At 67.6% G+C, this 24,373-nt stretch carries 21 protein-coding genes; 12 read left to right on the forward strand and 9 right to left on the reverse strand.

Going from position 1 to position 24,373, the window contains the following annotated elements; translation table 11 throughout:
- Positions 1-109: 109 nt before the first annotated feature.
- Genes BZF57_RS03345 through BZF57_RS03360 form a run of 4 tightly spaced genes read right to left on the reverse strand, consistent with a single transcriptional unit; the run spans position 110 to position 3,123 of the window.
- The gene (locus BZF57_RS03345; RefSeq protein ID WP_086734683.1) at positions 110-751 is read right to left on the reverse strand and encodes an MOSC domain-containing protein; all 642 of its coding nucleotides are present in this window, start codon (positions 749-751) and stop codon (positions 110-112) included.
- Positions 748-1,341: a class I SAM-dependent methyltransferase gene (locus tag BZF57_RS03350; protein ID WP_086734685.1), complete on the reverse strand. Its 594-nt coding sequence runs from the start codon at positions 1,339-1,341 to the stop codon at positions 748-750. The genes BZF57_RS03345 and BZF57_RS03350 overlap by 4 nt, the downstream gene beginning before the upstream one ends.
- Positions 1,338-2,597 carry a dual-specificity RNA methyltransferase RlmN gene (gene rlmN, locus BZF57_RS03355; RefSeq protein WP_086734687.1) on the reverse strand — a complete coding sequence of 420 codons (1,260 nt, stop codon included), beginning with the start codon at positions 2,595-2,597 and terminating at the stop codon, positions 1,338-1,340. Before rlmN ends, BZF57_RS03350 begins: the two co-directional genes overlap by 4 nt.
- 40 nt (positions 2,598-2,637) lie before the next feature.
- A complete protein-coding gene (locus BZF57_RS03360; RefSeq protein WP_206073186.1) occupies positions 2,638-3,123 on the reverse strand; it encodes a hypothetical protein in 486 nt (161 codons plus the stop codon).
- Positions 3,124-3,171: 48 nt separating this feature from the next.
- On the opposite strand from BZF57_RS03360, the gene BZF57_RS21575 reads away from it, so the two are divergent.
- Both BZF57_RS21575 and BZF57_RS03365 read left to right on the forward strand, forming a co-directional pair.
- Positions 3,172-3,267 (forward strand): RNA 2'-phosphotransferase, encoded by a 96-nt coding sequence (locus BZF57_RS21575; RefSeq protein WP_240505836.1) that lies wholly within the window; start codon positions 3,172-3,174, stop codon positions 3,265-3,267.
- Between the two features lie 72 nt (positions 3,268-3,339).
- Positions 3,340-3,723: an RNA 2'-phosphotransferase gene (locus BZF57_RS03365; protein ID WP_206073187.1), complete on the forward strand. Its 384-nt coding sequence runs from the start codon at positions 3,340-3,342 to the stop codon at positions 3,721-3,723.
- Here the strand turns inward: BZF57_RS03365 and BZF57_RS03370 are convergent.
- Together BZF57_RS03370 and BZF57_RS03375 are read right to left on the reverse strand one after the other, a co-directional pair.
- On the reverse strand, positions 3,714-4,193 hold the full coding sequence (locus tag BZF57_RS03370) for a GreA/GreB family elongation factor (RefSeq protein ID WP_086734689.1): 480 nt from the start codon (positions 4,191-4,193) through the stop codon (positions 3,714-3,716). The genes BZF57_RS03365 and BZF57_RS03370 overlap by 10 nt on opposite strands.
- Positions 4,194-4,204: 11 nt before the next feature.
- The gene (locus BZF57_RS03375) at positions 4,205-6,169 is read right to left on the reverse strand and encodes a lytic transglycosylase domain-containing protein (RefSeq protein ID WP_240505837.1); all 1,965 of its coding nucleotides are present in this window, start codon (positions 6,167-6,169) and stop codon (positions 4,205-4,207) included.
- Between the two features lie 97 nt (positions 6,170-6,266).
- Here BZF57_RS03375 and dapA point away from each other — a divergent pair, with 97 nt between their 5' ends.
- Positions 6,267-7,151, forward strand: coding sequence for a 4-hydroxy-tetrahydrodipicolinate synthase (dapA, locus tag BZF57_RS03380; protein WP_086734692.1), 885 nt, complete (start codon positions 6,267-6,269; stop codon positions 7,149-7,151).
- 2 nt (positions 7,152-7,153) lie between these two features.
- On the forward strand, positions 7,154-8,032 hold the full coding sequence (locus BZF57_RS03385; protein ID WP_086734694.1) for a hypothetical protein: 879 nt from the start codon (positions 7,154-7,156) through the stop codon (positions 8,030-8,032).
- Here the strand turns inward: BZF57_RS03385 and BZF57_RS03390 are convergent.
- Positions 8,029-9,093: a succinylglutamate desuccinylase/aspartoacylase family protein gene (locus tag BZF57_RS03390; RefSeq protein WP_086734696.1), complete on the reverse strand. Its 1,065-nt coding sequence runs from the start codon at positions 9,091-9,093 to the stop codon at positions 8,029-8,031. The two genes, BZF57_RS03385 and BZF57_RS03390, sit on opposite strands and share 4 nt — an antisense overlap.
- Before the next feature lie 105 nt (positions 9,094-9,198).
- Between BZF57_RS03390 and smpB the strand changes: the two genes are divergently transcribed.
- The 3 genes from smpB to BZF57_RS03405 all read left to right on the forward strand — a co-directional run bounded on the left by smpB (position 9,199) and on the right by BZF57_RS03405 (position 13,010).
- Positions 9,199-9,681: an SsrA-binding protein SmpB gene (smpB, locus tag BZF57_RS03395; protein WP_086734698.1), complete on the forward strand. Its 483-nt coding sequence runs from the start codon at positions 9,199-9,201 to the stop codon at positions 9,679-9,681.
- Between the two features lie 159 nt (positions 9,682-9,840).
- Entirely contained in the window at positions 9,841-10,455 is a 615-nt protein-coding gene (locus BZF57_RS03400; RefSeq protein ID WP_420810153.1) for a DUF2062 domain-containing protein, read from the forward strand.
- Between the two features lie 128 nt (positions 10,456-10,583).
- Entirely contained in the window at positions 10,584-13,010 is a 2,427-nt protein-coding gene (locus tag BZF57_RS03405; RefSeq protein WP_086735907.1) for a hybrid sensor histidine kinase/response regulator, read from the forward strand.
- A gap of 9 nt (positions 13,011-13,019) precedes the next feature.
- Here the strand turns inward: BZF57_RS03405 and BZF57_RS03410 are convergent, their stop codons facing one another.
- A complete protein-coding gene (locus BZF57_RS03410) occupies positions 13,020-14,249 on the reverse strand; it encodes a tetratricopeptide repeat protein (RefSeq protein WP_086734700.1) in 1,230 nt (409 codons plus the stop codon).
- A gap of 196 nt (positions 14,250-14,445) precedes the next feature.
- Here BZF57_RS03410 and BZF57_RS03415 point away from each other — a divergent pair, with 196 nt between their 5' ends.
- The 5 genes from BZF57_RS03415 to BZF57_RS03435 all read left to right on the forward strand — a co-directional run bounded on the left by BZF57_RS03415 (position 14,446) and on the right by BZF57_RS03435 (position 22,583).
- Positions 14,446-15,939, forward strand: coding sequence for a DUF4139 domain-containing protein (locus BZF57_RS03415; RefSeq protein ID WP_206073206.1), 1,494 nt, complete (start codon positions 14,446-14,448; stop codon positions 15,937-15,939).
- Between the two features lie 146 nt (positions 15,940-16,085).
- Positions 16,086-17,705 carry a DUF4139 domain-containing protein gene (locus BZF57_RS03420; RefSeq protein ID WP_086734702.1) on the forward strand — a complete coding sequence of 540 codons (1,620 nt, stop codon included), beginning with the start codon at positions 16,086-16,088 and terminating at the stop codon, positions 17,703-17,705.
- Between the two features lie 132 nt (positions 17,706-17,837).
- Positions 17,838-18,905, forward strand: a complete 1,068-nt coding sequence (recA, locus tag BZF57_RS03425; protein WP_086734704.1) for a recombinase RecA — start codon at positions 17,838-17,840, stop codon at positions 18,903-18,905.
- A gap of 277 nt (positions 18,906-19,182) precedes the next feature.
- Positions 19,183-21,837 carry an alanine--tRNA ligase gene (alaS, locus tag BZF57_RS03430; RefSeq protein ID WP_086734706.1) on the forward strand — a complete coding sequence of 885 codons (2,655 nt, stop codon included), beginning with the start codon at positions 19,183-19,185 and terminating at the stop codon, positions 21,835-21,837.
- 80 nt (positions 21,838-21,917) lie between these two features.
- Positions 21,918-22,583: a hypothetical protein gene (locus BZF57_RS03435; protein ID WP_086734708.1), complete on the forward strand. Its 666-nt coding sequence runs from the start codon at positions 21,918-21,920 to the stop codon at positions 22,581-22,583.
- 5 nt (positions 22,584-22,588) lie between these two features.
- Here BZF57_RS03435 and BZF57_RS03440 read toward each other — a convergent pair whose 3' ends face one another.
- Entirely contained in the window at positions 22,589-24,358 is a 1,770-nt protein-coding gene (locus tag BZF57_RS03440) for a cation:proton antiporter domain-containing protein (RefSeq protein ID WP_086734710.1), read from the reverse strand.
- Positions 24,359-24,373 lie beyond the last annotated feature (15 nt).

Consider the following 24,373-nt stretch of genomic DNA (forward strand, 5'->3'; position numbering starts at 1 on the left):
CTGTGGAGCGACCCCGTTTTCGTTCAGGTTACAAGAACCGTGGCTGAACGATCCGGTCAGGAAACAGCAGGTTTTGTTCATACTGCGGGCTTGCAGGATGAACTGTGCCTCATCTGCGTTTGGCTGCGGCCTTTTCGCGCAGATAGGTGCTGAGAGCCGGAAGTTCGGCCAGCTGGGCGAGTTCTTCCTGGCTCGCCCTGCCCGCCGTCAGCGCGTGGAACACCCGCGCGACGCTCCATTGCCCCGCGCCGATGGCGACCCGTTCGAGCGAATCGCCGGCCTCCACCTCGCCCGTCTCGATCACGCGGAAGTACCAGCCGCAGCGGCCCGATTCGATGATGCGGGCGACCATGCCCTTTTGGCCGAAGCGGTGTTCGATCTTCCAGCAGGGCGCACGGGGGCGGCTGACTTCGATCAGCGCGGTGCCGCAGCGGAAGCGGTCGCCGATGTGGACGTGCTCCTCGGTCAGCCCGCGCACCGCGAGGTTGGAGGCAAAGCCGCCCGGCTCGTCCAGCAGCAGGTGATCGCCGATCTGCCCGCGCCACCAGTCATGGTGATCGAGCGGATAGAGGTGCAGCGCCATCTCCGGCCCGCCATGGACGCGGCGGTCGGCCTGTTCGTCGGGGGCGAGGCCCTCGGCGTGGATCTGGACGGGGCCTTGCTGCGGCCGCTTGGTGAAGGCGCTGAGTTCCGCGCCGTTGAACGGGCGGGCGGTGCCGGTGCAGACGGCTTCGATGGTCCAGCGGCTCATGCTTTCCTCGCGATCAGATCGATCCAGTCGCGCTGTGTCCCGTCGCTGGCCTTGCCGGCGTAGGTTTCGTGCGAATCGATGGTGAAACCGGCCTTGGCGTAGGCCGCGAAGAGCCACTCGGGCGAGGGGAAATTGTGCAGGCGGCCGAGAAGATCGCGGCCTTCACCTTGCCCGAGCTTATAACTTGAAAAGAACCAGCCTTCCGGCGTCAGCGCACGGTGGATGCGGGCGAGGACATCGGGCAGGTCTGCGCGCGGGCAATGGAGCAGGCTCGCGTGCGCCCAGATCCCGGCATAGACGGCCTCGGCCTCGAGTTCATGGAAGGCCATCACCCTTGCGCCCAGAGCGAAAGCCTCGTTGGCGCGCTTGACGAGCGCGGGGACGGCGTCGGTCGCGTCGACCGCAAAGCCGCGCTTGCGGATGTGGTCGGCATCGCGGCCGCCGCCGCAGCCGAGTTCGAGCACGGCGCTGCCTGCGGGCAGGCGATCAAGGAAGGCGTCGAGCTGGTGGCTGTGCGCCTCGCCCGAATGGAAAACCCAATGCGGCGCGCGGGCCTGGTAGAAGGCGATCGTTGCGGGGTCGGTGCTCAAGCCTGCGCCGCTGCGGCTGCCGCTGCTTCACGATCACGCTGGGCGCGGCTCTTCTTCTCGGCAGCGGTCTTGAGCTGGCCGCAAGCCGCGTCGATGTCGCGCCCGCGCGGGGTGCGGACGGGGGCGGAAAAGCCGCCCTCGAACACGATCTCGGAGAAGCGCCGGATGCGCTCGGGTGCCGAGGTCTCGTAGCCCGCACCCGGCCAGGGATTGAACGGGATCAGGTTCACCTTGGCAGGTAGATTGTATTCCTTGAGCAGCCGGACAAGCTCACGCGCGTCATCGTCGCTGTCGTTCTTGTCCTTGATCATCACATATTCGAAGGTGATGCGACGCGCGTTGGAGGCGCCGGGGTAATCGGCGCAGGCCTGAAGCAGGTCGTCGATGCCGTACTTCTTGTTGAGCGGCACCAGCTCGTCGCGCACTTCCTTGCGCACGCCGTGGAGCGAGACCGCGAGGTTCACTCCGATCTCCTCGCCGCAGCGCTCCATCATCGGGATGACGCCGCTGGTCGAAAGCGTAATGCGCCGCTTGGACAGGGCGAGGCCGTCCCCGTCCATCACCAGCTTCAATGCGTCGCGCACGTGATCGAAATTGTAGAGCGGCTCGCCCATGCCCATCATCACGATGTTGGTGAGCAACCGGCCATCGGCGGTGTAGTGGCCCGCCTCGTCATCCTCGTCGATCGCGTCGGCGTCGGAGACCATCGTCCCGCGCGGCCATTCGCCCAGCGCGTCGCGCGCGAGCATCACCTGCCCGACGATCTCGCCGGGGGTGAGGTTGCGGACGAGCTTCATCGTGCCGGTGTGGCAGAAGGAGCAGGTGAGGGTGCAGCCCACCTGCGAGGAAACGCACAGCGTGCCGCGCGTCTCGTCGGGGATGAAGACCATCTCGAAATCGTGGCCGTCAGCGGTGCGCAGCAGCCACTTGCGGGTGCCGTCGACCGAGTGCTGGGCTTCGACCACATCCGGGCGGCCGATCACGAAACGCTCGGCCAGCCACGGGCGCATCGGCTTGGCGATGTCGGTCATCGCCTCGAAATCGGTGACGCCGCGGTGGTAGAGCCAGTGGAACACCTGCTTGGCGCGCAGCTTGGCCTGCTTGGCGTCAAGCCCCGCTTCCTCGAAGATCTCGCGGATGCGCGGGCGGGGCAGGCCGATCAGGTCGATACGGCCATCGGCGCGCGGCGTGATGTCGCGCGAAGCGGGGACCGGGTCGACGAGGCCCGGGATGGACATGAGTGCGGTATCGGCCATGGGTGGCGGCCATATAGGGGCAAGTGCCCCGTTTGACCAGTCAGCGCTTGGCGCAGCCGACCGTGGCCGCATCGATCGCCGTGGCCGCACCCGCGAGGGAGTAGCGATCCGTGAAGCTGCCGCCGTTTGTACTCCCCGCCGAAACGCTCATCCGTGACGCAGAGCGCATCGCGGCGACGATGGCGGCATCGCCTTGCGGGTCGACCGCCCAGGCGTTGCGCCCCTTGGCGACGAGGATGAAGCGCTTGTCGCCCACTGTGAGCCTCACGCTGCCCTTGGCGGCAGCGTCCCGGCTGAGGACGATATGCACCGCTCCGCGCACGCCCTTGCCGGGCCATGTCGAGACCGAGGCGTAGGCCGGCGCGGGCAGCTTCCCCTGCGCCTTGGCGATGGCATAGCAGCGCGCCGGATCGGCATCGCGGAAGGCGGCCCAGCTTTCGTAGACCCCGAGGCTCTCGCGCGCGGCCAGCGGCGCTGCGGCAAGGGCGAGGAGCGCGAGGGCGACATGGGACACGCGAGCGAACATGGCGCCAGCGATTGCCCAAGGCCGGCGATTTTGCAACAGCTTGCCGCCATGTCGAAAGAATACGCCAAACGCTCGCGCGCCCTGTCCTACTGGCTCCGCCACGCGCCGGAGAAGGGCGGGCTGACGCTCGATGCGGCAGGATGAGCGCCCGTCGCAGGCGTGCTTGCCGCCTTGGCACGCGTGGGGTTGGAGACCTCCGAAGCCATGCTGTAAGCGGTGGTCGCAGAGAACGACAAGCGCCGCTTCGAGCTGTCGGACGATGGCACCCGCATCCGCGCAAGGCAGGGCCACTCGGTCGCGGTCGAGGGAAGCTGGGAGGCGGCAACGCCCCCTGCGATGCTCTATCACGGCACGGTCGAGCGGTTTCTGGAAGCCATCCTGCGCGAGGGGCTGACGAAGCAGCAGCGCCACCACGTCCACCTCTCCGCCAATGTCGAAACCGCCACGACGGTCGGCGCGCGGCGGGGGGAGGCGGTGATCCTCATGGTCGATGCGGCGACGATGGTGGCGGACGGCCATGCCTTCGCTGTGTCGAGCAACGGGGTGTGGCTGGTCGATGCCGTGCCTCCGCGATACCTCGCACGCGCGGATCAATCGTAGGCGATCGCCATCACTTCCCACTCGCGCGTGCCCGAGGGAAGGGCGACCACCCGCACATCCCCGACCGAGGCGCCTCGCAGCGCGCGCGCCAGCGGGGCGTTCCAGCCAATCCGGCCCCTGGCGGCGTCCTGCTCGTCATCGCCTACGAGCGTGACGGTCTGGTGATTGTCATCCTCGTCCGCGATGGTGACCCGCGCGCCGAAGAACACGCGGCTGCGGTCCACTGCGGCGGCCGGATCGACCACCCGCAGCACCTTCATCCGCCGCGCGAGATGCGCCAGTTCGCGGTCGATCTCGCGCATCTTCTTGCGGCCGTAGAGATAGTCGCCGTTCTCCGAACGGTCGCCATTGCCCGCTGCCCAGCTGACGATCTCGACGATCGCGGGGCGCTCGGTGCCGAGCAGGTGGTCGTAGCGCGCCTTCAAGGCCGCCATCCCTTCGGGCGTGATCGGAGGCCCCGCGGGCTTCATCGCGAGGGGCCTCAGCGCAGGAAGCTGTCGACCGGGCGCGGCATCCCGGCCAGCTCGGGATACATGTGCGAATAGGTCACCGCATTGCCGATCACGCGCATCACGTAATAGCGCGTCTCGAAATCGGCGGGGATCTTCTCGACCCAAGTCACCCAGTCGATCGCGCCGGTGCGCGGGTCGCCATTGGCGCGGAGCCACTGGTTCACCCGTCCCGGCCCGGCGTTATAGGCCGCCACCGCCAGCGGATAGGAGCCGCCGTAATAGCTCATCATCCGGGCGAAATAGCCGTCGCCCAGCTGGATATTGTACTGCGGCGAAGCGGTGAGGTCGGCCGAGAGATATTGCACGCCCAGCTTGCTCGCCTGCTCGCGCGCGGTGCCGGGCATCAGCTGCATGATCCCGCGCGCACCGGCATGGCTTTCGCGCGTGCGGTCGAACTCGCTTTCCTGCCGCGCGATGGCATGGACCATCACCCAGTCGTTGACGACGGGCGGCGTCGCCACGGTCGGGAAGCCGATCCGCTCGAGCCCCGAAACCCCGACCTCGCCCATCTTGAGGCCGAGGACGACTGCAAGCTCGTCGAAGCCGATTTCCTTGGCGAGCATGCCTGCCATCAGCATTTCGGTCGGCGTGTCGCACTGGTCGCCGAGCGCCTCGAAGAAGCGGCGCTCGGTGCGCCAGTCGCGGCGGTTCTTCGCCAGCGCGCGGATCGCCTTGACCACGGGCCGCGCTTCGAACTCGGCGCGCACGCCGGCGTCCATCGCGGGCTGCGGCAGGCCCGCGAAGGCCGGCATCGGGCGGCCGAGCGCCGAGAGCGCGAGCTGGCCGTAGTAGTAATCGGGCCAGCGGGCGGCCATTTCGAACCAGCGCTGCGCCGAAGCCTGATCGCCCGCCTGCCGCGCCGCGCGGCCCGCCCAGTAGAAGCCCTTGGCCTTGGTCAGCGGGGTCTTGGCCGCATCGCCATAGCGCGCGAAGAGCGGCGCGGCGCTGGTGCCGTCGCCCATGTCCCACAGCGCCCTGGTGCCGCCGAGCCACATCAGGTCGGTCAGCCGGTCGCGTAGCACGAAGCTCGTCGCCGAAAGATCGGTGCCCGGCGCGAAGAGATCGCCCGTGCGACCGGCGATGCTGGCGGCGTCGCGCGCACCAACGTCTTTCGCGAGACCGAGCAGCTGGCCGATGAATGCCTCGGGATCGAGCGCGGGGCGGGTAAAGGCCGGACGGCTGGTGAAGACCCGCGCCGCCTCGTAGTTCTGCCCGCTGCCGCGCAGGAACTTCACGAGGTTGAAGACATAGCCCGGATCGGCCTCGGCCCCGGCGGGAACGGCGACGCCCGCCGCCTCGGGCCGGGTGCCGCGCAGCAGCGAGAGGCGCGCGAGCGCCATCGGGCGCGCGGCCTCGGGCAGGTTGATCAGCTGGCGCGATGCGGCATCGGCCTTGCCCTGCCACAGCAGCGCATCCATCCGCACCGTGTTGTCATCGGGAGTGAACTGCCCGGCGAAAAGCTGCGACAGATAGAGCTCGACCGCGTCGGCCATCTGCCCGCCGCGCCAGGCCTTCCTCGCCTCGGTCAGCGCCTCGGGGCGCTGCATCGCGGCCAGCGCCAGCGCATAGCGCGCGCGGCCCGCATTGGTGAGCGGCGGGTTGGCATCGAAGAAGCGCAGCACATCGGCGGGCGAGGGCGCCTCGTTCTCGAGCGCGGCCTCGGCCTTCTGGCGCAGCAGCTCGCTGCGCGGGAAGCTGGGATAGGCGAGCACGAAGCCGGCATAATCGGCGAACATGTAGCTGCGGCCGGCCTGCAAGGCCTCCCACCGCGCGAGGGCGGCATCGATCGCGGCCGGCTGGCGCGCGACGAGATCATTGCCCGAACCCCAGTCCTGCGCGGCCGCAGGCGAGGCCACCGCGAGGCCCGCACCGAGCCCCGCCATCACAGCATACATCCGGGAAGACATCACAAGCTTGCGGACCATGCTGGACATAGTGCCAATCGGCTCCTTATCAGGCGCTGAACGGTGGGAAGGGTGAGGGGAGAGGCCCCTTGCTGCGATCCCTAGCGATGAAAGCAGGACAAAGGCAATGTTCAGCGGTTCCATTCCCGCTCTGGTGACTCCTTTTCGCGGCGGAGCGTTCGACGAGGCGGCTTTCCGGCGGCTGGTCGACTGGCAGATCGAGAACGGCTCTGCCGCGCTCGTCCCCTGCGGCACCACGGGCGAGGCCTCGACCCTCTCCAACGCCGAGCATCACCGCGTGATCGAGGTGTGCATCGAGCAGGCGGCGGGCCGCGTGCCGGTGATCGCGGGCTGCGGATCCAACGACACCCGTAACGCGCAGCTCCACATGACCTTCGCCAAGAAGGCGGGCGCTGCGGCAGGGCTGTGCGTCGCGCCCTATTACAACCGCCCGAGCCAGCGCGGGCTGATCGCCCATTTCAGCTACTTGGCCGAAAACTGCGACCTGCCGATCGTGCTCTACAACGTGCCCGGGCGCACGGTGACCGACATTCTCGACGACACCGTGGTCGAGCTGGTGCGCAAGTATCCCGACCGGATCATCGCCATCAAGGACGCGAGCGGCGACCTCAGCCGCGTCGCCGATCACCGCATGGGGATCGGCCGCGAGTTCTGCCAATTGTCGGGCAATGACGAGCTGTGGCTGCCCCACGCGGCCGCGGGCGGGCGCGGGTGCATTTCGGTGACGGCGAACGTCGCGCCCAAGCTGTGCGCCGAATTCCACGAAGCTATCGCCGCCAACGAGCTGAAGAAGGCGCGGCAGCTGAACGACCGCCTGTTCCCGCTCCACTACGCGATGTTCTCCGACGCGAGCCCCGCGCCGGTGAAATATGCGCTCTCGCGCGTCCACGACTGGATCGAGCCCGAGGTGCGCCTGCCGCTGGTGGAGTGCTCGGACGAGGCCAAGAAGGCGGTGGACGAGGCGCTGGTGAGCGCGGGGGTGCTCACGTAGCGTTGCGCCGTCCGGTTCGCCTCTTTGCCCTTGCGGCGATCTGGGTGTTTGCTGCGCTACCCGCTTCTGCGCAGGAATCCGTTGACGCGGATGAGGATGCAGGCACCGATGCGGCCTATTTGGCGGATATCAAGGCGATCCGCGATGCATGGCAGCCCGAGCCGCTGACCTGCGACGCGCCCGAGCCGCCGCTTGCCGATGATGTGCGGAAAAGAATCGAGGCGGAGGCGGTTTCAGACGAACTGGCCTTCGACTGCGAATATGATTGGCTTAAGGTCGAGCATCTCCTTCAGCCGCTTTTGGAGCGCGTTCCCGAACCCTCGCTGGCCAAGTACGAACCACCCAAGGGCGCTACGAAATTCATCGCAGTTCGCGAGGTGCTCGTCGCCTACGGTAGCCCTGCGGTCGTCCGGACTGTGTTGTGTCACTTCCGCGCAGACCCGCGCCAGTCATGGAACGATATCGCCATCGACGGCACCGCGCGGTTCATCCGACTCTGGAGCTCTGCAACTGACGAGGAGGTTGGCATCTGGGAAATGCCGCTGAGCGGGCGGGACTGCGATTACCTCATTCAGATCATGAAGGCGAACGACCCCGACGACATCGTCCACGAAAAGCCATTCGGAAACCCGCTTACCTCATCTGGGGAGATCATTATGGTCCACGGCGAGAGCATCATTGAACTGGTCGATGAGTTGGGCGGATATAGCGTCAAGCTTCGTCCGGGCCTGTCGGAACTGGCAGATGCACAATCGGAAAGGTCGGAGGCGTCCATCAGGACGATACTCGGTTATTTCGCGGATCGTGCCCATGCCGAGGGCCAAAGAACAAAGCTTTTGCCGCCTGCGCCATCGCCAGAGGACAAGCAGGCCGGTGACTAAACCACCTCGTCCTCGTCGAGCATCCCCTGCGCGCTGCCCTGCGGTTCGCTGGCGAGGATCGCTTCGGTGATCGAATCGATCTGGCGGCCGACCTGTTCGGGGTGGTCGATCGCGGCGATGTGGAACAGCGCGTCGCCCTGGTGGACCACGGGGAGCGTAGCGTGGCCGATGACGATGCCGTCGACCGGACTGACGAGCTCCTCGGCGTCCTCCCCGAACAGGCCGGCGACGCGGGCGAGCACCTCGCCCTGCCGCACCGGATCGCCCGAGGCGCGCACCGCCTGCATCACGCCGCCGCGCGGGCTTCTCACCCACACCGAGCGGTTGGCGCGCGCCGGGATGCCCACCGCGCTGAGGCCGTCGTCCGCCTCGACCATGCCGAGATGGGCGAGCACGCGGGTGACGCCCTCGACGCCGGTCTCGATCGACAGCCGGTCGAAGCGCAGCGCCTCGCCCGCCTCCATCAGCAGCATGTCGACCCCGTGCTTCTGCGCCTGATCGCGCAGGGAGCCGTCGCGCAACGGGCTCTCGATGATGACCGGGGCGCCGAAGGCCATCGCCAGCTCTACCAGCCGGCGGTTGCCCGCGGCGATGCGTATCTGGGGGAGGTTGTAGCGATGGATCGCGGCCGAGTGGATGTCGATGCCCAGCGAACAGCGCGCCACCACCTCGCGGTAGAAGATGTGGGCGAGCTGGCCTGCGAGCGATCCGCCCGCACTCCCCGGGAAGCTGCGGTTCAGGTCGCGCCGGTCGGGGAGGTAGCGGCTGTGGGTGATGAAGCCGAAGATATTGGCGACCGGCACCAGCAGCACTGTGCCCGCCAGGCTTTCGGGGCGCAGCTCCTGCGCGAGGCGCTGGATCACCGCAGTGCCGATAATCTCGTCGCCGTGGATCGCGGCGCTGACGAACACCGCCGGGCCAGGCCGCGCCCCGTGGAGCACCCGCACCGCCAGCGAGGAGGTGGTGCCCGTCGCCATCGTCGTGATCGGGAAGGCGACGTCGCTCGAAGTGCCGGGGGCGATGCTCTGCCCCGCAATGATGAAGGCTTGCGCTGTGGTCATGGCCCCTGCTTTGCGTGTTCCGTCCGCCGCCACGCTACGCCCCGCCGCCCCAAAGCGCAAAGCCCCTCGCTTTTTGCGCCCCCAGCCACTACATCGCCGCCCCTTATGGCACGCCCCAAACCCGTCACCTTCGACAAGCTCAAGATCGTCGCCGAGAACCGCCGCGCGCGGTTCGATTACTATGTCGAGGACACCTACGAGGCGGGCCTTGCCTTGCAGGGCACCGAAGTGAAGGCGCTGCGGGCGGGCGAGGCGTCGATCGCGGAGTCCTATGCCGAGGTGCGCGACGGGCAGGTGTGGCTGGTCAACGCGAACATCCCCGAATATTCGCACGGTAACCGCCTCAACCACGAACCGCGCCGACCGAGGAAGCTGCTGCTCCACGAGCGCGAGATCGAGCGGCTGTTCGGCGCGGTCGAGCGCAAGGGCATGACGCTGGTGCCGCTGTCGATCTACTTCAACCGCACCGGCCGGGCGAAGGTCGAACTCGCGCTCGCCAAGGGCAAGCAGACCCACGACAAGCGCGCCAGCATCAAGGAACGCGACTGGAAGCGCGACAAGGCCAGAATCCTCAGAGAACGATCGTGATGCGCGAGCGCGGCTGACGGCGCTGGTCGAAAAATCGCACGAGGTTCCGATTCACCACCTAGTCAGCACTGTCATGCTACCCATATGGGCACGCGTCATGGTGGCTTTCCCGATCTCCTGCGATTCCTTCGCTTGCCAGCGTGCCGAAGAGGCGCGGGCATGAGCGCGCCCGAGCCCCGCAAGCCCGGTCTCGGCCGTCGCTCCAAGACCTGGGCGATGGACCTCATCCGCAAGAACACCCCCACGCGCGAGGAGATGGCGCAGAACCGCTTCCTCGCGCCGGTCGCGCACCGCGTGCTTTCGCCCGAGCTGTGGCGCTTCACCCGCCGCTCGGTGCCGCGCGGCGTGGCGCTTGGGCTGTTTGCGGCCTTCATCTTCCCTCTGGGGCAGATCCTGATCTCGACTTTCCTCGCCCTGCCGGTGCGCGCCAACGTGCCGCTCGCCGCGTTGGTGACCTTCGTCACCAACCCCTTCACGCTGCCCTTCTGGGCGGCGATTGCCTACAAGGTCGGCGATTTCGTGCTGCATTTCGGCGCGACTGCACCCGCGGTCGTAAGCGCCAAGGCCGCCAGCACCGGCGCATGGGCGTGGTTCGCGGATGCCTATGAAGTCGCCGGGGCCACGCTGGTCGGCTATCTGGTGCTGTCCTTCGTCACCCCTGTGATCGGCTATGTCCTGTCGGGCTGGGTGTGGCGCGCCGTTGTGTCCCGCAAACGCGCCAGACGGTTGAAGGCGATGGAAGCGCGGCTCGACCAGCGGCTCGGCGCACAGTAGGAAGCGGGCTTTCGCGGAGCCGCAGCGCATCCGCACCGCGCCAGAGGAGCTTGCCCGTCTTGTCCCGCCGCACCGGCACCGATTCGCACAGCCTGACCACCGCCGAGGACCGTGCCGAGGATGCGGGGATGCCCCCTGCCAACCTCCTTGCCGCCATCGGCGGCGCGCTGGTGCTGAGCGCTGCGGTGCTGTTCGCCGCGACCGGCAGCTGGCTGGTGGCGCTCGCCTTCTTCCTTGCCTCGGGCGTGCTGCTTGGCGGGGTGGTGCTGCTCGACCGGATGCGCGAGGCCCCCGCTGTCGAAGGCCCTGCCGCCGCCGACTGGAGCGTCACCGTCGCCGCGATCGAGCGTGCGGGCGAGGCAATCGCGATCACCGACCGCGCCAACCGCATGGTTTGCGCCAACCTGTTCTTCCTCGACAGCTTCGGCCCCGGGGCAGCGCCCCCCGCGCTGCCGCTCGACCGTCCGGGGCTCGAAGCGGTGACGCTGCTCGCGCGCAATGCCTGGCGCGACGGCTCGGCCGCGCTCGAGGAGATCGAGGCGAGCGACGAGACCCGCTGGCAGATTTCCGCCACCCGCGCCGGGCGGGGCGATGATCACCTGATCTGGCGGCTGAAGCCCGTCGCCCGCGCGCGCGGCGCCGATCTTGGCTCGCTCGACCTCGCCGGACCCTTCGGCAAGATGCTGAGCCGCGCGGGGATCGAAACCGCGGTCACCACCGCCGACGGCGTGATCCGCGCGGTCAGCGCCGGCTTTGCCGAACGCGCGGCGGGGGACGAGCGCGCGAGCCTTGTCGGGCAGGACTTCGTCAGCTTCCTGCGTTCCGACGAGCGCGACCGCATCTTTTTCGCGCGCGAGGGCCGGGGCGGGACGCCGCAGACCCTCGTCGACATTCCCCTCGTCGATCCCGAGGAGCGGGTGACGCCTGCCGGGCCCGACGAGGCGACCTCGCTGATGCTGCTGATCGACAGCGGCGTGGGCATCGGCGGCGGGTTCGAAGGTGCCGGGCAGGCGGGCGTCGCCCAGCTCGACGCGCTGCTCGCGCAACTGCCGCTCGGCCTTGCCATGACCGACCGTGACGGGCGCTTCCTGTTCGGCAACGAGGCCTTCCTGCGCAGCGTGGGCCGCGAGGGGCGCGGGCTGCCGGCCTTCCCGACCGATCTTGTGGTGCGCGAGGACAAGGCCGCCCTGTCGGACGCCGTGCGCCGCCACGGGCGCGGGCCGTCCACCAGCGGCGATGTCGCCGTCCGGCTGGTCTCCAGCCCCGAGGAGCCGGTCAGCCTCGGGCTTGCAGGGGTGCGGGGGCTGGGCGAGGCGGCGGTGTTGCTCAGCCTTGCCGACACCAGTCAGGAAAACCAGCTGCGCCGTCAGGTCGCGCAGGCGACCAAGATGCAGGCGGTCGGCCAGCTTGCGGGCGGGGTCGCGCACGATTTCAACAACGTACTGACCGCGATCATCGGCACCTGCGACCTCATGCTGCTGCGCCATATCCCGGGCGACAGCGACTATGACGACATCCAGCAGATCCGCGCCAATTCCAACCGCGCCGCCTCGCTGACCCGCCAGCTGCTCGCCTTCTCGCGCCAGCAGACCCTGCGGCCCGAGATCATCCAGCTGCCCGATGTGGTCAGCGAAGTGAGCCCGCTGATCAAGCGGCTGCTGGGCGAGAAGATCACCTATTACGTCCAGCACGACCGGAACCTTGGCCCGGTGCGCGCCGACCCGCAGCAGCTCGAGCAGGTCATCATGAACCTTGCGGTCAACGCGCGCGATGCGATCCAGTCGCGCGGGAACGGGCAGGGGCGGATCTCGCTGTTCACCCGCACGCTCCACGCCAAGCAGGTGATCCAGCTCGGCTCGGAAGTGCTGCCCGCGGCCGATTACACCGTGCTGATCGTGCAAGATACGGGCGGCGGCATTCCGCCCCATGTGCTGCCCAAGCTGTTCGAGCCGTTCTTCACGACGAAGGAGCAGGGCAAGGGCACCGGCCTTGGCCTCTCGACCGCCTACGGGATCGTCAAGCAATCGGGCGGCTTCATCTTCGCCGACAACATCACCGACAAGACCGGACACCCCGTGGGCGCGCGCTTCACGGTCTATTTCCCCGTCCACCGCGGCGAGATGCCCCGGAAGCGCGAGGCCGCGCCGCTGGTCTCGTCGGACTGGTCGGCGGGCGGCAAGGTGCTGCTGGTCGAGGACGAGGACATGGTCCGCACCGTCGCCGAACGCGCGCTCACCCGCGCGGGCTACGAAGTCACCGCCTGCGCCAATGGCGAGGAGGGCCTCGCCGCGATCCTCGAAGGCTCGGCGAGCTTCGATATCGTGGTCAGCGACGTGGTGATGCCCGGGATGGACGGCCCGGCGATGGTCCGCGCGATCCGCGCCAAGCTGCCCAAGATGCCGGTGCTGTTCATGTCGGGCTATGCCGAGGAACAGCTGCGCCGTGACATCGACATTCCCGACATGCACTTCATCGCCAAGCCCTTCAGCGTCGCCTCGATCGGCGACAAGGTCGGCGCGGTGCTGCGCGAGGCGCGGGTCGAGGCAGGGGCGTGAGGACGGCGCTCAGCAGTCCTTGTTGCCGTCGCTGTTGATCCCGCACTTGGGCAGGCCCTTGGCCGCGAGCCACGGTTCGATGCCCTTGGCGAGGCTCGGCGGGTCGTCCTTGGTGGCAAAGGCGTAGCGCGCGGTGCGATACCAGCGCGCCGCCTTGTCGATATCGCCGCGCAGCTCCGCGAGATAGCCCATCCAGCGCTGCGAGACGGGGATCGCGCTGTCTCCCGGGGCCCAAGCGCTCTCCCGCGCCCGCTCGAGGTGCCATTGCGCGCGCTCGAGATCACGGGGTACGCCGTCGCCCTGGGCATAGGCCTTTCCGAGCTCGAAATTCGATTCCCACCAGCCTTTGGGGATCATCGACTTGGGCGGCGGCATGCCGAATTCGACCGCCTTGGCATACCAGCGCAATTCGGCGTCGCGCTCCTTGAGTTCGCCGTAGAACATTCCCAGCCAGTGCGAATCCGAAACGTCACGGCTGGCCGTGGCGAGGGCGGCGGCGCGCTCCAGCCACAGCCGCATCTTCGCCGGATCGGGCGGCATCGGCCCGTTGAGAATCCGCCCGCTGCGGTAGATCGTGGCGAGGCGGATCGCCGAATAGAAATCCCCGGTACCGGCCTTGGTCTCGAGCTTGCCGAGCACGCTGGCGACACTCTCGACCGGCGGTAGAGGCTTGCCCGCCGCGGCGAGTTCGTAGCGGTGCCGCGCTCCGGCCTTGCGGAACCGGGCGTAGTCGGCCTCGAAGGCGCGCCGCCGGTATTTGTCCGGCTTGTAGGTGTCCATCTTCTGCTCGATGAAATCGAGCACGGTGAAGCCGTCGGCCGCATCGACCTGATCGAGATCGGGCTTCCAGTTTGCCAGGACATCGTCGAGCAACGGATTGCCGCCGCCATTGCGGACGGCATATTTGAGGATGTTGCCGTTCTTCGGCGTGAAGAACCCGTTGGCGCATAGCAGCTCGGGCATATGCGCGTTGAAAAAGGCCCGCATCTTGCGGTTGATCGCCTCCTGATCATCGGCGGCTTGCACCCCGGCGGCTTTGAACAGCATGTTCTGGAATTGATAGGCGACGCTATCGTGCACCGGCTCGAGCTCGATCGTCTGGACGTCGACCGCCGCGCATAACTCAGCAACTTCGAGCGTGCCGATCATCCGCCGGGGTGCGGATTGCCCCAATGCCGATGTGGCAGCGCCCGCCAGCAGAAGTGCCGCCGCCAGCGCGGAGGTTGAAAGCTTGCCCATCCTGTCCCTCTCCAGGTTTCCGGTGATCCGGTCAGCCTTGCGTCCCGGCGCGAGGGGTAGACCCGAAGCGGGCTGCGATCAATGCGCGGGTGCCATCAGCGGCCCCTCGAAATTCACCGGTAATTCCGCGCCGTTCACCTTGGATAAAGCGGCCGGATCGTTCATCTGTGCCGACAACACGAGTGGAGGGGACATGATGATCAATCGCGCAATCACCGCCGGCTGCGGCATCTCGCTGGCCGCGCTGCTGGCGACCGGCGTGCTCGCGCAGGGCGTGCCCGATCCCGATGCCAACGCGCAGGGCGATGTCAGCCTCACCATCTACAACAGCAATCTTGCGCTGGTGCAGGACGTGCGCCAGATCGCCATCGCGCAGGGCCAGTCGCGCATCGAGTTCCCCGATGTCTCCGCCCAGATCCAGCCCGAGACGCTGAGCTTCGCGGCGGCGAACACCACGATCATCGAGCAGAATTTCGACTACGACCTGCTCACCCCCGAAAAGCTGATGGAAAAGGCGATCGGCCAGACCGTCACCCTGCTGCGCACCAACCCCGCAACCGGCGCCGAGATGCGCGAGCGGGCCAAGGTGCTCTCGGTCGCGGGCGGCACCGTGATCCAGATCGGCGAGAGGATCGAGGTGCTGCGCGACGATGGCCTGCCCGTCCGCGTGATCTTCGACCGCGTGCCGCCGGGCCTGCGCGCGCGGCCGACCCTGTCGGTCAATCTCGAATCGACCCGCGCCGGCACCCGCCCGGTCAACCTGCGCTACCTCACCAACGGGCTGGGCTGGAGCGCGGACTATGTCGCGCTCTACAACGAGGCGGCGGGCACGATCGACATGCAGGGCTGGGTGACGCTCACCAACGATACCGGCACCACCTTCCGCAACGCCAACACCGTGCTGGTCGCAGGCAATCCCAACAACGGCAACTTCAACGGCGGCTACAGCCAGCGCGGCATGACCCGCGCGGGCACCGAGGCCTCGGACCGCGAGCGGCTGGGCGATTTCTACCTCTACCCGATTCAAGGGCGCACCACGGTCGCCAATGCCCAGACCAAGCAGGTGAGCTTCCTCGACGTCCAGTCCGTGCCCGCCCGCAAGATCTACGCCGCCAGCGCCTACTTCCAGCAGAACGACCAGCAGCCCCGCAATGTCGAGAGCCGCATCGCCTTCTCGACCTCGCGCGACCAGGGCCTCGGCGACGCGCTCCCGGCCGGCACCGTGCGCTTCTACCAGCGCGACCGCGAGGGCACGCCGCAGTTCATCGGCGAGAAGGGCATCGGCCACACCCCGATGGGCAGCGACCTCTCGCTGGTGACGGGCGATGCCTTCGACATCACCATCAAGGCCGAGGTCGAGAAGCGCGAAGTCATCACCTCCGATGAATGGGAAAAGAGCGCCCGCTACCGCGTCACCGATGGCTCCAGGACCCGCACCATCACGCTCGAGCGGCCCAAGACCTATTACCGCACCACCATGCGCTACACGCTCACCAACGCCAAGGCTGCGCCGGTCGATGTCGAGCTCACCCAGTCGGGCCTGTTCCGCAGCTGGTGGGCGGACGATTTCCGCGTCACCGCCGAGGACGTGAAGGGCGTCCAGATCAACGAGGACCAGCGCCGCTACACCATCCCCGTCCCTGCGCAGGGCGAACGGGTGGTCCGCGTCACCTACGAAACCCGCTACTGAGGGCGCCGGCTGTGCGCCTGCATTTCAGCACGGCTTTGAAACTCCCCTCCCCGCGGGGAGGGGCTGGGGGTGGGGGCTCGACGCCAGTGACTACCGCCGCACACCCACCCCCGCCCCCTCCCTCAAGGGAGGGGAGGAAGTGGGCATTGCTCGCAGCAACCCTCGCCACCATCCTCGCCGCGCCGCTTGCCGCGCGCGAGGTGGTCGACGCCGCCGCGCCCTCGGACATTGCGGTCACGATCTACCGCGATCCCGACCGCGCTTCGGACGAAAAGCTTGAGCGCAGCAATCCGCGCGGCCTCGCGATGATCTCCGAGACGCGCCGCGTGACGCTGCCCCGGGGCGAATCGACCATCCGCTTCGAAGGCGTGGCCGAGGGCATGATCGGCGTCTCCGCCATCGTCACCGGCCTTCCCGGCGGCACGATCGAGAAGAACCGCAACGCCGCGCTGCTTTCGCCCGCTGCGCTGGTTGACGGGACGCTCGGCAACCGGGTGACGATCACCCGCACCAATCCCGCGACCGGCCAGCAGGCGAGCGAGAGCGCCGTGGTCCGCACCCGCGCCGACGGCGGTCTCGTGCTCCAGACGTCGCAGGGCTTCGAGGCGGTGCGCTGTTCGGGCCTGCCCGAAACTCTCACCTTCGACCGCGTCCCCGCCGGGCTGTCGTCCGCGCCGGTATTCTCGGTCGACACCCGTTCGGACGAGGGCGGCACCTTCGACTTGACCCTCACCTACCTCGCCTGGGGCTTCGACTGGCAGGCGAATTATGTCGGCACGCTCAGGGAAGCGGGCGCCAAGGCCGAGGGCGACGAGTTCGAGATGGGCCTGTTGAGCTGGCTCACCCTCGTCAACGACAACGGCCAGAGCTTCGACAAGGCGCGGCTCCAGATTATCGCGGGCCGGCTCAATGTCGAGAGCGATTACGAGGGGCTTGCCGATCCGCCGGTGGCAGCGCCGCTCTATCTGACCTGCTATCCGCTGGGCAGCACATCGAACGGGGGCATTCCCATGCTGGAGCCCATTCCGCCGCCTGCGGCTCCGCCGCCGCCGCCCATGTATGCATCCGCCGCCCCGATCATCGTCACCGCCGAGCGGATGAAGGGATACGACATGGCCGTGCCGCTCGCCGTGACCGCCATCACTGCGAGCGAGGAGAACCTCGGCGATCTCAAGCTGTTCCGCGTACCGGGCCGGGTCGATGTTGCGGCCAAGGGGATGAAGCAGGTCGCCTTCCTCAACAAGGATGCGGTCAAGGCGCGGCTGCTCTATCAGGCGCGCTGCAACCCGGGCAACTGGATCGGCGATGGCAGCAATCCCGCGCCCGCCGACATGCTGCTGGTGACGAAGAACGAGGAGAAGAAGGGCCTCGGCATCGCTCTGCCGCAAGGCGGGCTGACGCACTACGAGCCAAGCCCGCGCGGCGAGCGGGTGGCGGGCAGCACTTCCTTGCGCGATTACGCGAGCGGGCAGGATGTCGAGCTCGATCTGGCTTCGAGCACGCAGGTCTTCGCGCGCTGCGCCTCGCTGAGCGAGAAGGGCCAAGCCGAGGGGCGCAAGTGGACCGCGATGCGCGCAAGCCTCACCAACGCCAATCCGCACCCGGTGACCATGCGCCTGCAACTCGGCTGGGCGGGGCGCTTGGACATCCGCTTCCCGGGCCAGAAGGTGGTGGTGAAGAACGGCTGGCAAACGGTCGAGCTGACGCTTCCGGCCAACAGCGAAAAGAACTTAGACTGGAAGCTGCGCGACGCGACCGCGCGGTAGGGAAAGACGCGTAGCCGGCGCGCAAAAAATTTTCGTTCCCTACTTGTTCCATGAGAACAAACGCGATACATACGCTCCAACAGGCGGCGGAAAACTGCTTTCCTCCCCTAGGCAAGCGAAGGAGCGCGTGCGATGGCTACCCAATTGAAATTGGTCGAAGAGGACAAGAAGGCCGTGGACCGTCAGAAGGCTCTGGAAGCCGCGCTCGCACAGATCGATCGTGCATTCGGCAAGGGTTCGGCAATGAAGCTGGGCTCGAAGGAAGCGATGCAGGTCGAAGCCATTTCGACCGGATCGCTGGGACTGGACATCGCACTCGGCATCGGCGGCCTGCCGCGCGGCCGCGTGATCGAGGTCTATGGTCCGGAAAGCTCGGGCAAGACCACGCTGGCGCTGCATGTCATCGCCGAAGCGCAGAAGGCGGGCGGCACCGCGGCCTTCGTCGATGCCGAACACGCGCTCGATCCGGTCTATGCCAAGAAGCTCGGCGTCGACATCGATGAACTGATCGTCTCGCAGCCCGATACCGGCGAGCAGGCGCTCGAAATCACCGACACGCTGGTGCGCTCGAACGCGATCGACGTGCTGGTGGTCGATTCGGTCGCGGCGCTGGTGCCGCGCGCGGAAATCGAAGGCGAGATGGGCGACAGCCACGTCGGCCTTCAGGCCCGCCTGATGTCGCAATCGCTGCGCAAGCTGACCGGTTCGATCAGCCGCTCGCGCTGCATGGTGATCTTCATCAACCAGCTGCGCATGAAGATCGGGGTGATGTACGGCAACCCGGAAACCACCACCGGCGGCAACGCGCTCAAGTTCTACGCTTCGGTCCGGCTCGACATCCGTCGCACCGGCCAGATCAAGGAGCGTGACGAGATCACCGGCAACACCACCCGCGTGAAGGTGGTGAAGAACAAGGTGGCGCCGCCGTTCAAGCAGGTCGAATTCGACATCATGTATGGCGAGGGCATCTCCAAGATCGGCGAGATTCTCGATCTCGGGGTGAAGGCCGGCCTGGTGGAGAAGTCGGGGAGCTGGTTCTCCTACGATTCGATCCGCATCGGGCAGGGGCGTGAGAACGCCAAGACCTACCTCAAGGAGAATCCGGAAGTTTGCGACCGTTTGGAAGCTGCGATCCGCAGCCGCACCGATCAGGTCGCCGGGGAAATGATGACGGGCCCGGACGCGGACTCGGAAGACTGACCCCAAGCGGGCGCCTCGCCGGCGGCAGGAGTGTCCCGCTCCTTGCCCCGGCTGTCCCCAAACACGCCCGGACACGCGGAACGCCGGTCTTGCGCTTCTCCCCAGAGCGCGAGGCCGGCCTTTCGTTTTTCAGGCGCCGCCAGACCCCTGTCAGCATGGCGCCAGATCGCGTTAGACCCCCTCCAGACCCCTCCTAGACCCCCTCCAGACCCCGGCCGGAACGCCCTTTTTGCGCGCTCCATTGCGAAATCCCCGCGCTTTGCCTAACTGCACCGCCATGACCTCGACGAACGACATCCGCCGCTCCTTCCTCGACTATTTCAGTAGGAATGGTCACGCCGCCACGCCGAGCGCGCCGCTCGTTCCCTACAACGATCCGACGCTGATGTTCGTCAACGCCGGGATGGTGCCGTTCAAGAACGTCTTCACTGGCCTCGAAACCCCGACAAGCCCGCGCGCCGCCTCCTCGCAGAAATGCGTCCGCGCCGGCGGCAAGCACAATGATCTCGACAACGTCGGATACACCGCGCGCCACCACACGTTCTTTGAAATGCTTGGGAATTTTTCCTTCGGCGACTACTTCAAGGAGCAGGCGATCGAGCATGCCTGGACCCTCCTGACGAAGGAATGGGGCCTGCCCAAGGACCGGCTCACGGTTACCGTATATCATACAGACGACGAAGCAGCCGGCCTGTGGAGGAAAATCGCAGGCCTTCCCGAGGAGCGGATCATCCGCATTCCAACGTCGGACAATTTCTGGTCGATGGGCGACACCGGCCCCTGCGGCCCCTGCTCGGAAATCTTCTACGACCACGGCGACCACATCTTCGGCGGTCCTCCCGGCAGCCCCGATGAGGACGGCGACCGCTTCGTCGAGATCTGGAACCTCGTGTTCATGCAATACGAGCAGCAGGCGGGCGGCACCCGGATCGACCTGCCCAAGCCCTCGATCGACACCGGCATGGGGATCGAGCGCGTCGCCGCCGTGCTCCAGGGCGTCCACGACAATTACGACACCGACACCTTCAAGGCGCTGATTGCGGCCTCGGAAAGCCTCACCGCCGTCGCCGCGGCGGGCGACCACGCCGCCTCGCACCGGGTCATCGCCGATCACCTGCGCTCGACCAGCTTCCTGATGGCGGACGGCGTGCTCCCTTCGAACGAGGGCCGGGGCTATGTCCTCCGGCGTATCATGCGCCGCGCCATGCGCCACGCGCACCTGCTGGGCGCTGCCGAACCGCTGATGCACCGCCTCGTCCCCGCGCTCGTCACCGAGATGGGCCAGGCCTATCCTGAGCTCGTCCGCGGCCAGGCGCTGATTCAGGAAGTGCTCGAGCGCGAGGAAACCCAGTTCCGCCGCACGCTCGACAAGGGTCTGAAATTGCTCGACGAAGCGACCGGCGATCTGGCGACAGGCGGCGAGCTCGACGGCGAGGTCGCCTTCCGCCTCTACGACACCTACGGCTTCCCCTACGACCTCACCGAAGACGCGCTGCGCACCCGCGGCATCGGCGTCGACAAGGCCGGTTTCGACGCCGCGATGGCGCGCCAGAAGGCCGCTGCCCGCGCCGCGTGGAAGGGCTCGGGCGAAGCAGCCTCGGGCGAGGTGTGGTTCGACATCGCCGAGCGCGAAGGCGCGACCGAGTTCACCGGCTACGCCTCAACCAGCGGCGAGGGCAAGGTTGTCGCCATCGTCAAGGGCGGCGCCGAAGTCGCCAGCGCATCGGCGGGTGACGAGGTCGTGATCCTCACCAACCAGACCCCGTTCTATGGCGAAAGCGGCGGCCAGACGGGCGACGCGGGCACCATCACCAGCCTCGGCGGGCTGCGCGCGGCTGTCACCGACACCTCCAAGCCGCTCGGCCGCCTCCACGCCCATCAGGTGCGGATCGACGAGGGCACGGTTGCGGTGGGCGATACGGTCGAGCTCAAAGTCGATACCGAGCGTCGCGACCGCATCCGCGCCAACCACTCGGCGACGCACCTCGTCCACGCCGCGCTGCGCAACCGCCTCGGCGGGCATGTGACGCAGAAGGGTTCGCTGGTCGCCGAGGACCGCTTGCGCTTCGATTTCTCGCATCCGGTCGCGCTGACGCCTGAGGACATCGCCGCGATCGAAGCCGAGGTGAACGCCGAGATCCGCGCCAACGAAACCGTCAGCACCCGCCTGATGACCCCCGACGATGCCGTTGCCGCGGGCGCGCTCGCGCTGTTCGGTGAGAAGTATGGCGACGAGGTCCGCGTGCTTTCGATGGGCCGCGCCGGCGGGGAAGGGCGCAACTATTCGGTCGAACTGTGCGGCGGCACCCATGTGCGCGCCACCGGCGATATCGGCGTGTTCCGGATTGTCTCGGAAAGCGCAGTCTCCTCGGGCGTGCGCCGGATCGAGGCGATGACCGGCGAGGGCGCGCGCCAGTGGCTGGTTGCGCGCGAAGAGGCGTTGAAGAGTGCCGCGAGCGTGATCCGCGCCACGCCCGAGGAAGTCCCCGCACGCCTTGCCGCGCTGCTCGATGAAAGAAAGCGGCTCGAAAAGGAGCTGGCCGAAGCCAAGAAGGCCCTCGCGCTCGGAGGCGGCAGCGGCGGTGGCGCGGCCACAGCCGACGAGACCGTGGCGGGCGTCACCTTCAGCGGGCAGGTGCTCGAAGGGCTCGACCCCAAGGAACTGCGCCCGCTGCTCGATGCGGCCAAGCAGCGCATGGGCAGCGGCGTGGCGGCGGTGATCGCGGTCAATGACGGCAAGGCGAGTATCGCGGCGGCGGTGACCGACGACCTCACAGGCCGCTTCAGCGCGGTCGATCTGGTGCGCGCTGGCGTTGAAGCGCTGGGCGGCAAGGGCGGCGGCGGGCGGCCCGATATGGCGCAGGGCGGCGGGCCGGACGGCGGCAAGGCGGCAGAGGCTCTCGCAGCTGTGAAGGCTGTTCTCACCGCATGACAGCGGCACGAGCCCGGGCTGTCGGTGCGGCTCTGGCTCTGTGCTTTCCCGTTTCGCTGACGGCGCAAGGCCGGGGCGAAGTGACATTCGGACCCGACTCGTTCGACGTGACGGGTGCGGGCGAATTCGACCTTGGCCCGCTCGATCCGGTGCTTGGCCCCCTGCGTGAGAACCTTGCGCCTAATGCGTGGATGACGGTGGCGCTGACGCTCGATGCTGCGGGCAAGCCTCTCGCGTGCGTGCCTGATCGACCCGAGGAATATGCCGAGGCGACACAGGCGCTGTGTGCCCACGCGCTCAAGACGGGACGCTTCCGGCGCCATCCGGCGGTCACACTCGATTACGAACAGGCAACCTACCAGCTCTCCGTCTGGTATCATGAAGGTCGGCGCGGCGAGAAAGGCGAAGAGTTCCAAACGTCCGAGAACTATCCGCTCGAACGCACCCGCGTGCGGTTTGCGGACATCGAGCTGCCTCCGGCCGACCAGCGGCTGTCGATCGCCGATCTCGATTACGAGCCGATGTCATATCCGCGCTCGGCATTGAGCATGGACTTGAGGGCTAACGTCGTGGTTGTGCTGGGCTTCGATGCCGAAGGAAGGGTCGCATCATGCCGGCCGTTCGAATCCACCAATACCGCGCGCATGGCCTATGAAACATGCAAGGCGGCGGCTGACAGCTTCCGTCTGAAGAACGCGCCGGACGCGCGCTCTTTCGTGGTGTCGATCGCCTGGAACATTCCCTAGGCGCTTCAACCCGCCGGACCGCGCGACGTCCGCAGCTTCGGTTTCTCGCTCAGCCCCCCGTCGCGTTCCAGCTGTTCGCGGAACTCGTCGCGCTTGGCGTGGATCGAGGCGATCACCGGGCCCATTGCCACGCCGATATCGACCAGCACCGCCTCCGACAGTTGGAGCGAGGCCTCCAGCGTCTCGGGCACGGCATGGCTGGCGCCTGCGCGATACATCGCGGCGGCGTGATCGGGATCGCGCGCGCGGGCGACGATCAGGAGATCGGGATAGGCCTGCCGCAGCTTGGTGACGAGGCGCTGGGCGAGCACGGGCTCGTCCATCGTGAGCACCACCGCGGGCGCCGTCTCGACCCCGAGGCGTGCGAGCGTGTCGGTGCGCGCCGCATCACCGAAGGTCGCGCGGTAGCCGTCGATCCTGGCGCTGGCGATCAGATCGGGGTTCGAATCGATCATCACATAGGGCTTGCCGTGGGTGCGCATCATGTCCGCCACCAGACGTCCGACGCGGCCCCCGCCGACGATGATGGTCCGCGCGGTGTCGCTGTCATCCTCGCCCGGGGTGTGGCTCGCCCCGTCGACCCAGCGCGCGATGATGGCGCCGAGCTTGGCCAGCAAGGGTGTGATGGTGAGGCCGATGGCGGTAACGGTCTGCCAGAAGCGCGCCGTCTCCGCATCGAGCACCAGCGCGCTGGTGGCGGCGGCGAGCACGATCAGCGTGGTCTCGGACGGGGAAGCCATGAGCAGCCCGGTCTCCGCCGCCGTGCTCCGCCGCGCGCCCATCAGGCGCAGCAGCACGCCGGTGACGATCGCCTTGAACACCACGACCCCGGTCACTGCAAGCGCGATGGTGCCGATCTCGCCCGCGATCTCGGCGAGGTTGATGCTCATGCCGACGGTGATCAGGAACACGCCGAGCGCAAGGCCCTTGAACGGCTCCATGATCAGCTCGACCTCGGTGTGGTATTCGGTCTCGGCGATCAGCAGGCCCGCGATCAGCGCGCCGACGATGGGCGAGAGGCCGACGAGCGCGGTGGCGAGGCTCGCGCCGATCACCACCAGCAGCGAGGCGGAGAGGAACAGCTCGGGGCTCTTGGTGCGCGCGGCTTGGGCGAAGAGGCGGGGGAGGATGACGCGCCCCGCCACCAGCAGCACTGCGACCACAAGACCGCCCTGCCACAACGTGCGGACCATGCCCGCCCAGCCAGCATCGGCGGCATTGGGCGCCAGCGCGCCGAGGATAAAGATGATCGGGACGATCATGATGTCCTCGAACAGCAGCATCGACAGCGCCGCGCGCCCGACCGGCGACTTGGTGCCGCTGATAGGCAGCACGATCGCGGTCGAGGAGAAGGCGAGCGCGAAGCCCAGCGCCAGCGCGGCGGTGAAGCTCATGCCGCTGGCAAGCCCCACGAACAGCGCCAGCGCGCCGCCGCTGATCAGCACCTCGAGCGCGCCGAGGCCGAACACCAGTTTGCGCATCTCCCACAGGCGGTTGAACGAGAGTTCGAGCCCGATCGCGAACAGCAGCAGCACGATGCCGAAATCGGCAAATGGCACCAGCCTCACCACGTTGGTTATGGTGATGTAGTAGAGCCAGGGGTGATCGTCGGCGAGCGCGCCGAGGCCGGAAGGGCCGACCAGCACGCCGATCAGGATGAACCCGATAATCGGAGTGATGCGGAAGCGGGCGAAGACAGGAATGACGACCCCGGCCGCGCCAAGGATCACCAGCGCGTCCGAAAGGACGGGGGACAGGGTCAGTTCGCCAGCCATGCCCAAGGCTTAACG

Source organism: Erythrobacter colymbi, assembly GCF_002155685.1.
In the GTDB taxonomy this organism is placed as follows: Bacteria; Pseudomonadota; Alphaproteobacteria; order Sphingomonadales; family Sphingomonadaceae; genus Erythrobacter; species Erythrobacter colymbi.

Coding starts and splice junctions, on each gene's coding strand:
- BZF57_RS03345 (WP_086734683.1), bottom strand. CDS start 751: ATGAGCCGCTGGACCATCGAAGCCGTCTGCACCGGCACCGCCCGCCCG.
- rlmN (WP_086734687.1), bottom strand. CDS start 2,597: ATGGCCGATACCGCACTCATGTCCATCCCGGGCCTCGTCGACCCGGTC.
- BZF57_RS03360 (WP_206073186.1), bottom strand. CDS start 3,123: ATGTTCGCTCGCGTGTCCCATGTCGCCCTCGCGCTCCTCGCCCTTGCC.
- BZF57_RS21575 (WP_240505836.1), top strand. CDS start 3,172: ATGTCGAAAGAATACGCCAAACGCTCGCGCGCCCTGTCCTACTGGCTC.
- BZF57_RS03370 (WP_086734689.1), bottom strand. CDS start 4,193: ATGAAGCCCGCGGGGCCTCCGATCACGCCCGAAGGGATGGCGGCCTTG.
- BZF57_RS03375 (WP_240505837.1), bottom strand. CDS start 6,169: ATGTCCAGCATGGTCCGCAAGCTTGTGATGTCTTCCCGGATGTATGCT.
- dapA (WP_086734692.1), top strand. CDS start 6,267: ATGTTCAGCGGTTCCATTCCCGCTCTGGTGACTCCTTTTCGCGGCGGA.
- BZF57_RS03390 (WP_086734696.1), bottom strand. CDS start 9,093: ATGACCACAGCGCAAGCCTTCATCATTGCGGGGCAGAGCATCGCCCCC.
- smpB (WP_086734698.1), top strand. CDS start 9,199: ATGGCACGCCCCAAACCCGTCACCTTCGACAAGCTCAAGATCGTCGCC.
- BZF57_RS03400 (WP_420810153.1), top strand. CDS start 9,841: ATGAGCGCGCCCGAGCCCCGCAAGCCCGGTCTCGGCCGTCGCTCCAAG.
- BZF57_RS03405 (WP_086735907.1), top strand. CDS start 10,584: ATGCCCCCTGCCAACCTCCTTGCCGCCATCGGCGGCGCGCTGGTGCTG.
- BZF57_RS03410 (WP_086734700.1), bottom strand. CDS start 14,249: ATGGGCAAGCTTTCAACCTCCGCGCTGGCGGCGGCACTTCTGCTGGCG.
- BZF57_RS03415 (WP_206073206.1), top strand. CDS start 14,446: ATGATCAATCGCGCAATCACCGCCGGCTGCGGCATCTCGCTGGCCGCG.
- recA (WP_086734704.1), top strand. CDS start 17,838: ATGGCTACCCAATTGAAATTGGTCGAAGAGGACAAGAAGGCCGTGGAC.
- alaS (WP_086734706.1), top strand. CDS start 19,183: ATGACCTCGACGAACGACATCCGCCGCTCCTTCCTCGACTATTTCAGT.
- BZF57_RS03440 (WP_086734710.1), bottom strand. CDS start 24,358: ATGGCTGGCGAACTGACCCTGTCCCCCGTCCTTTCGGACGCGCTGGTG.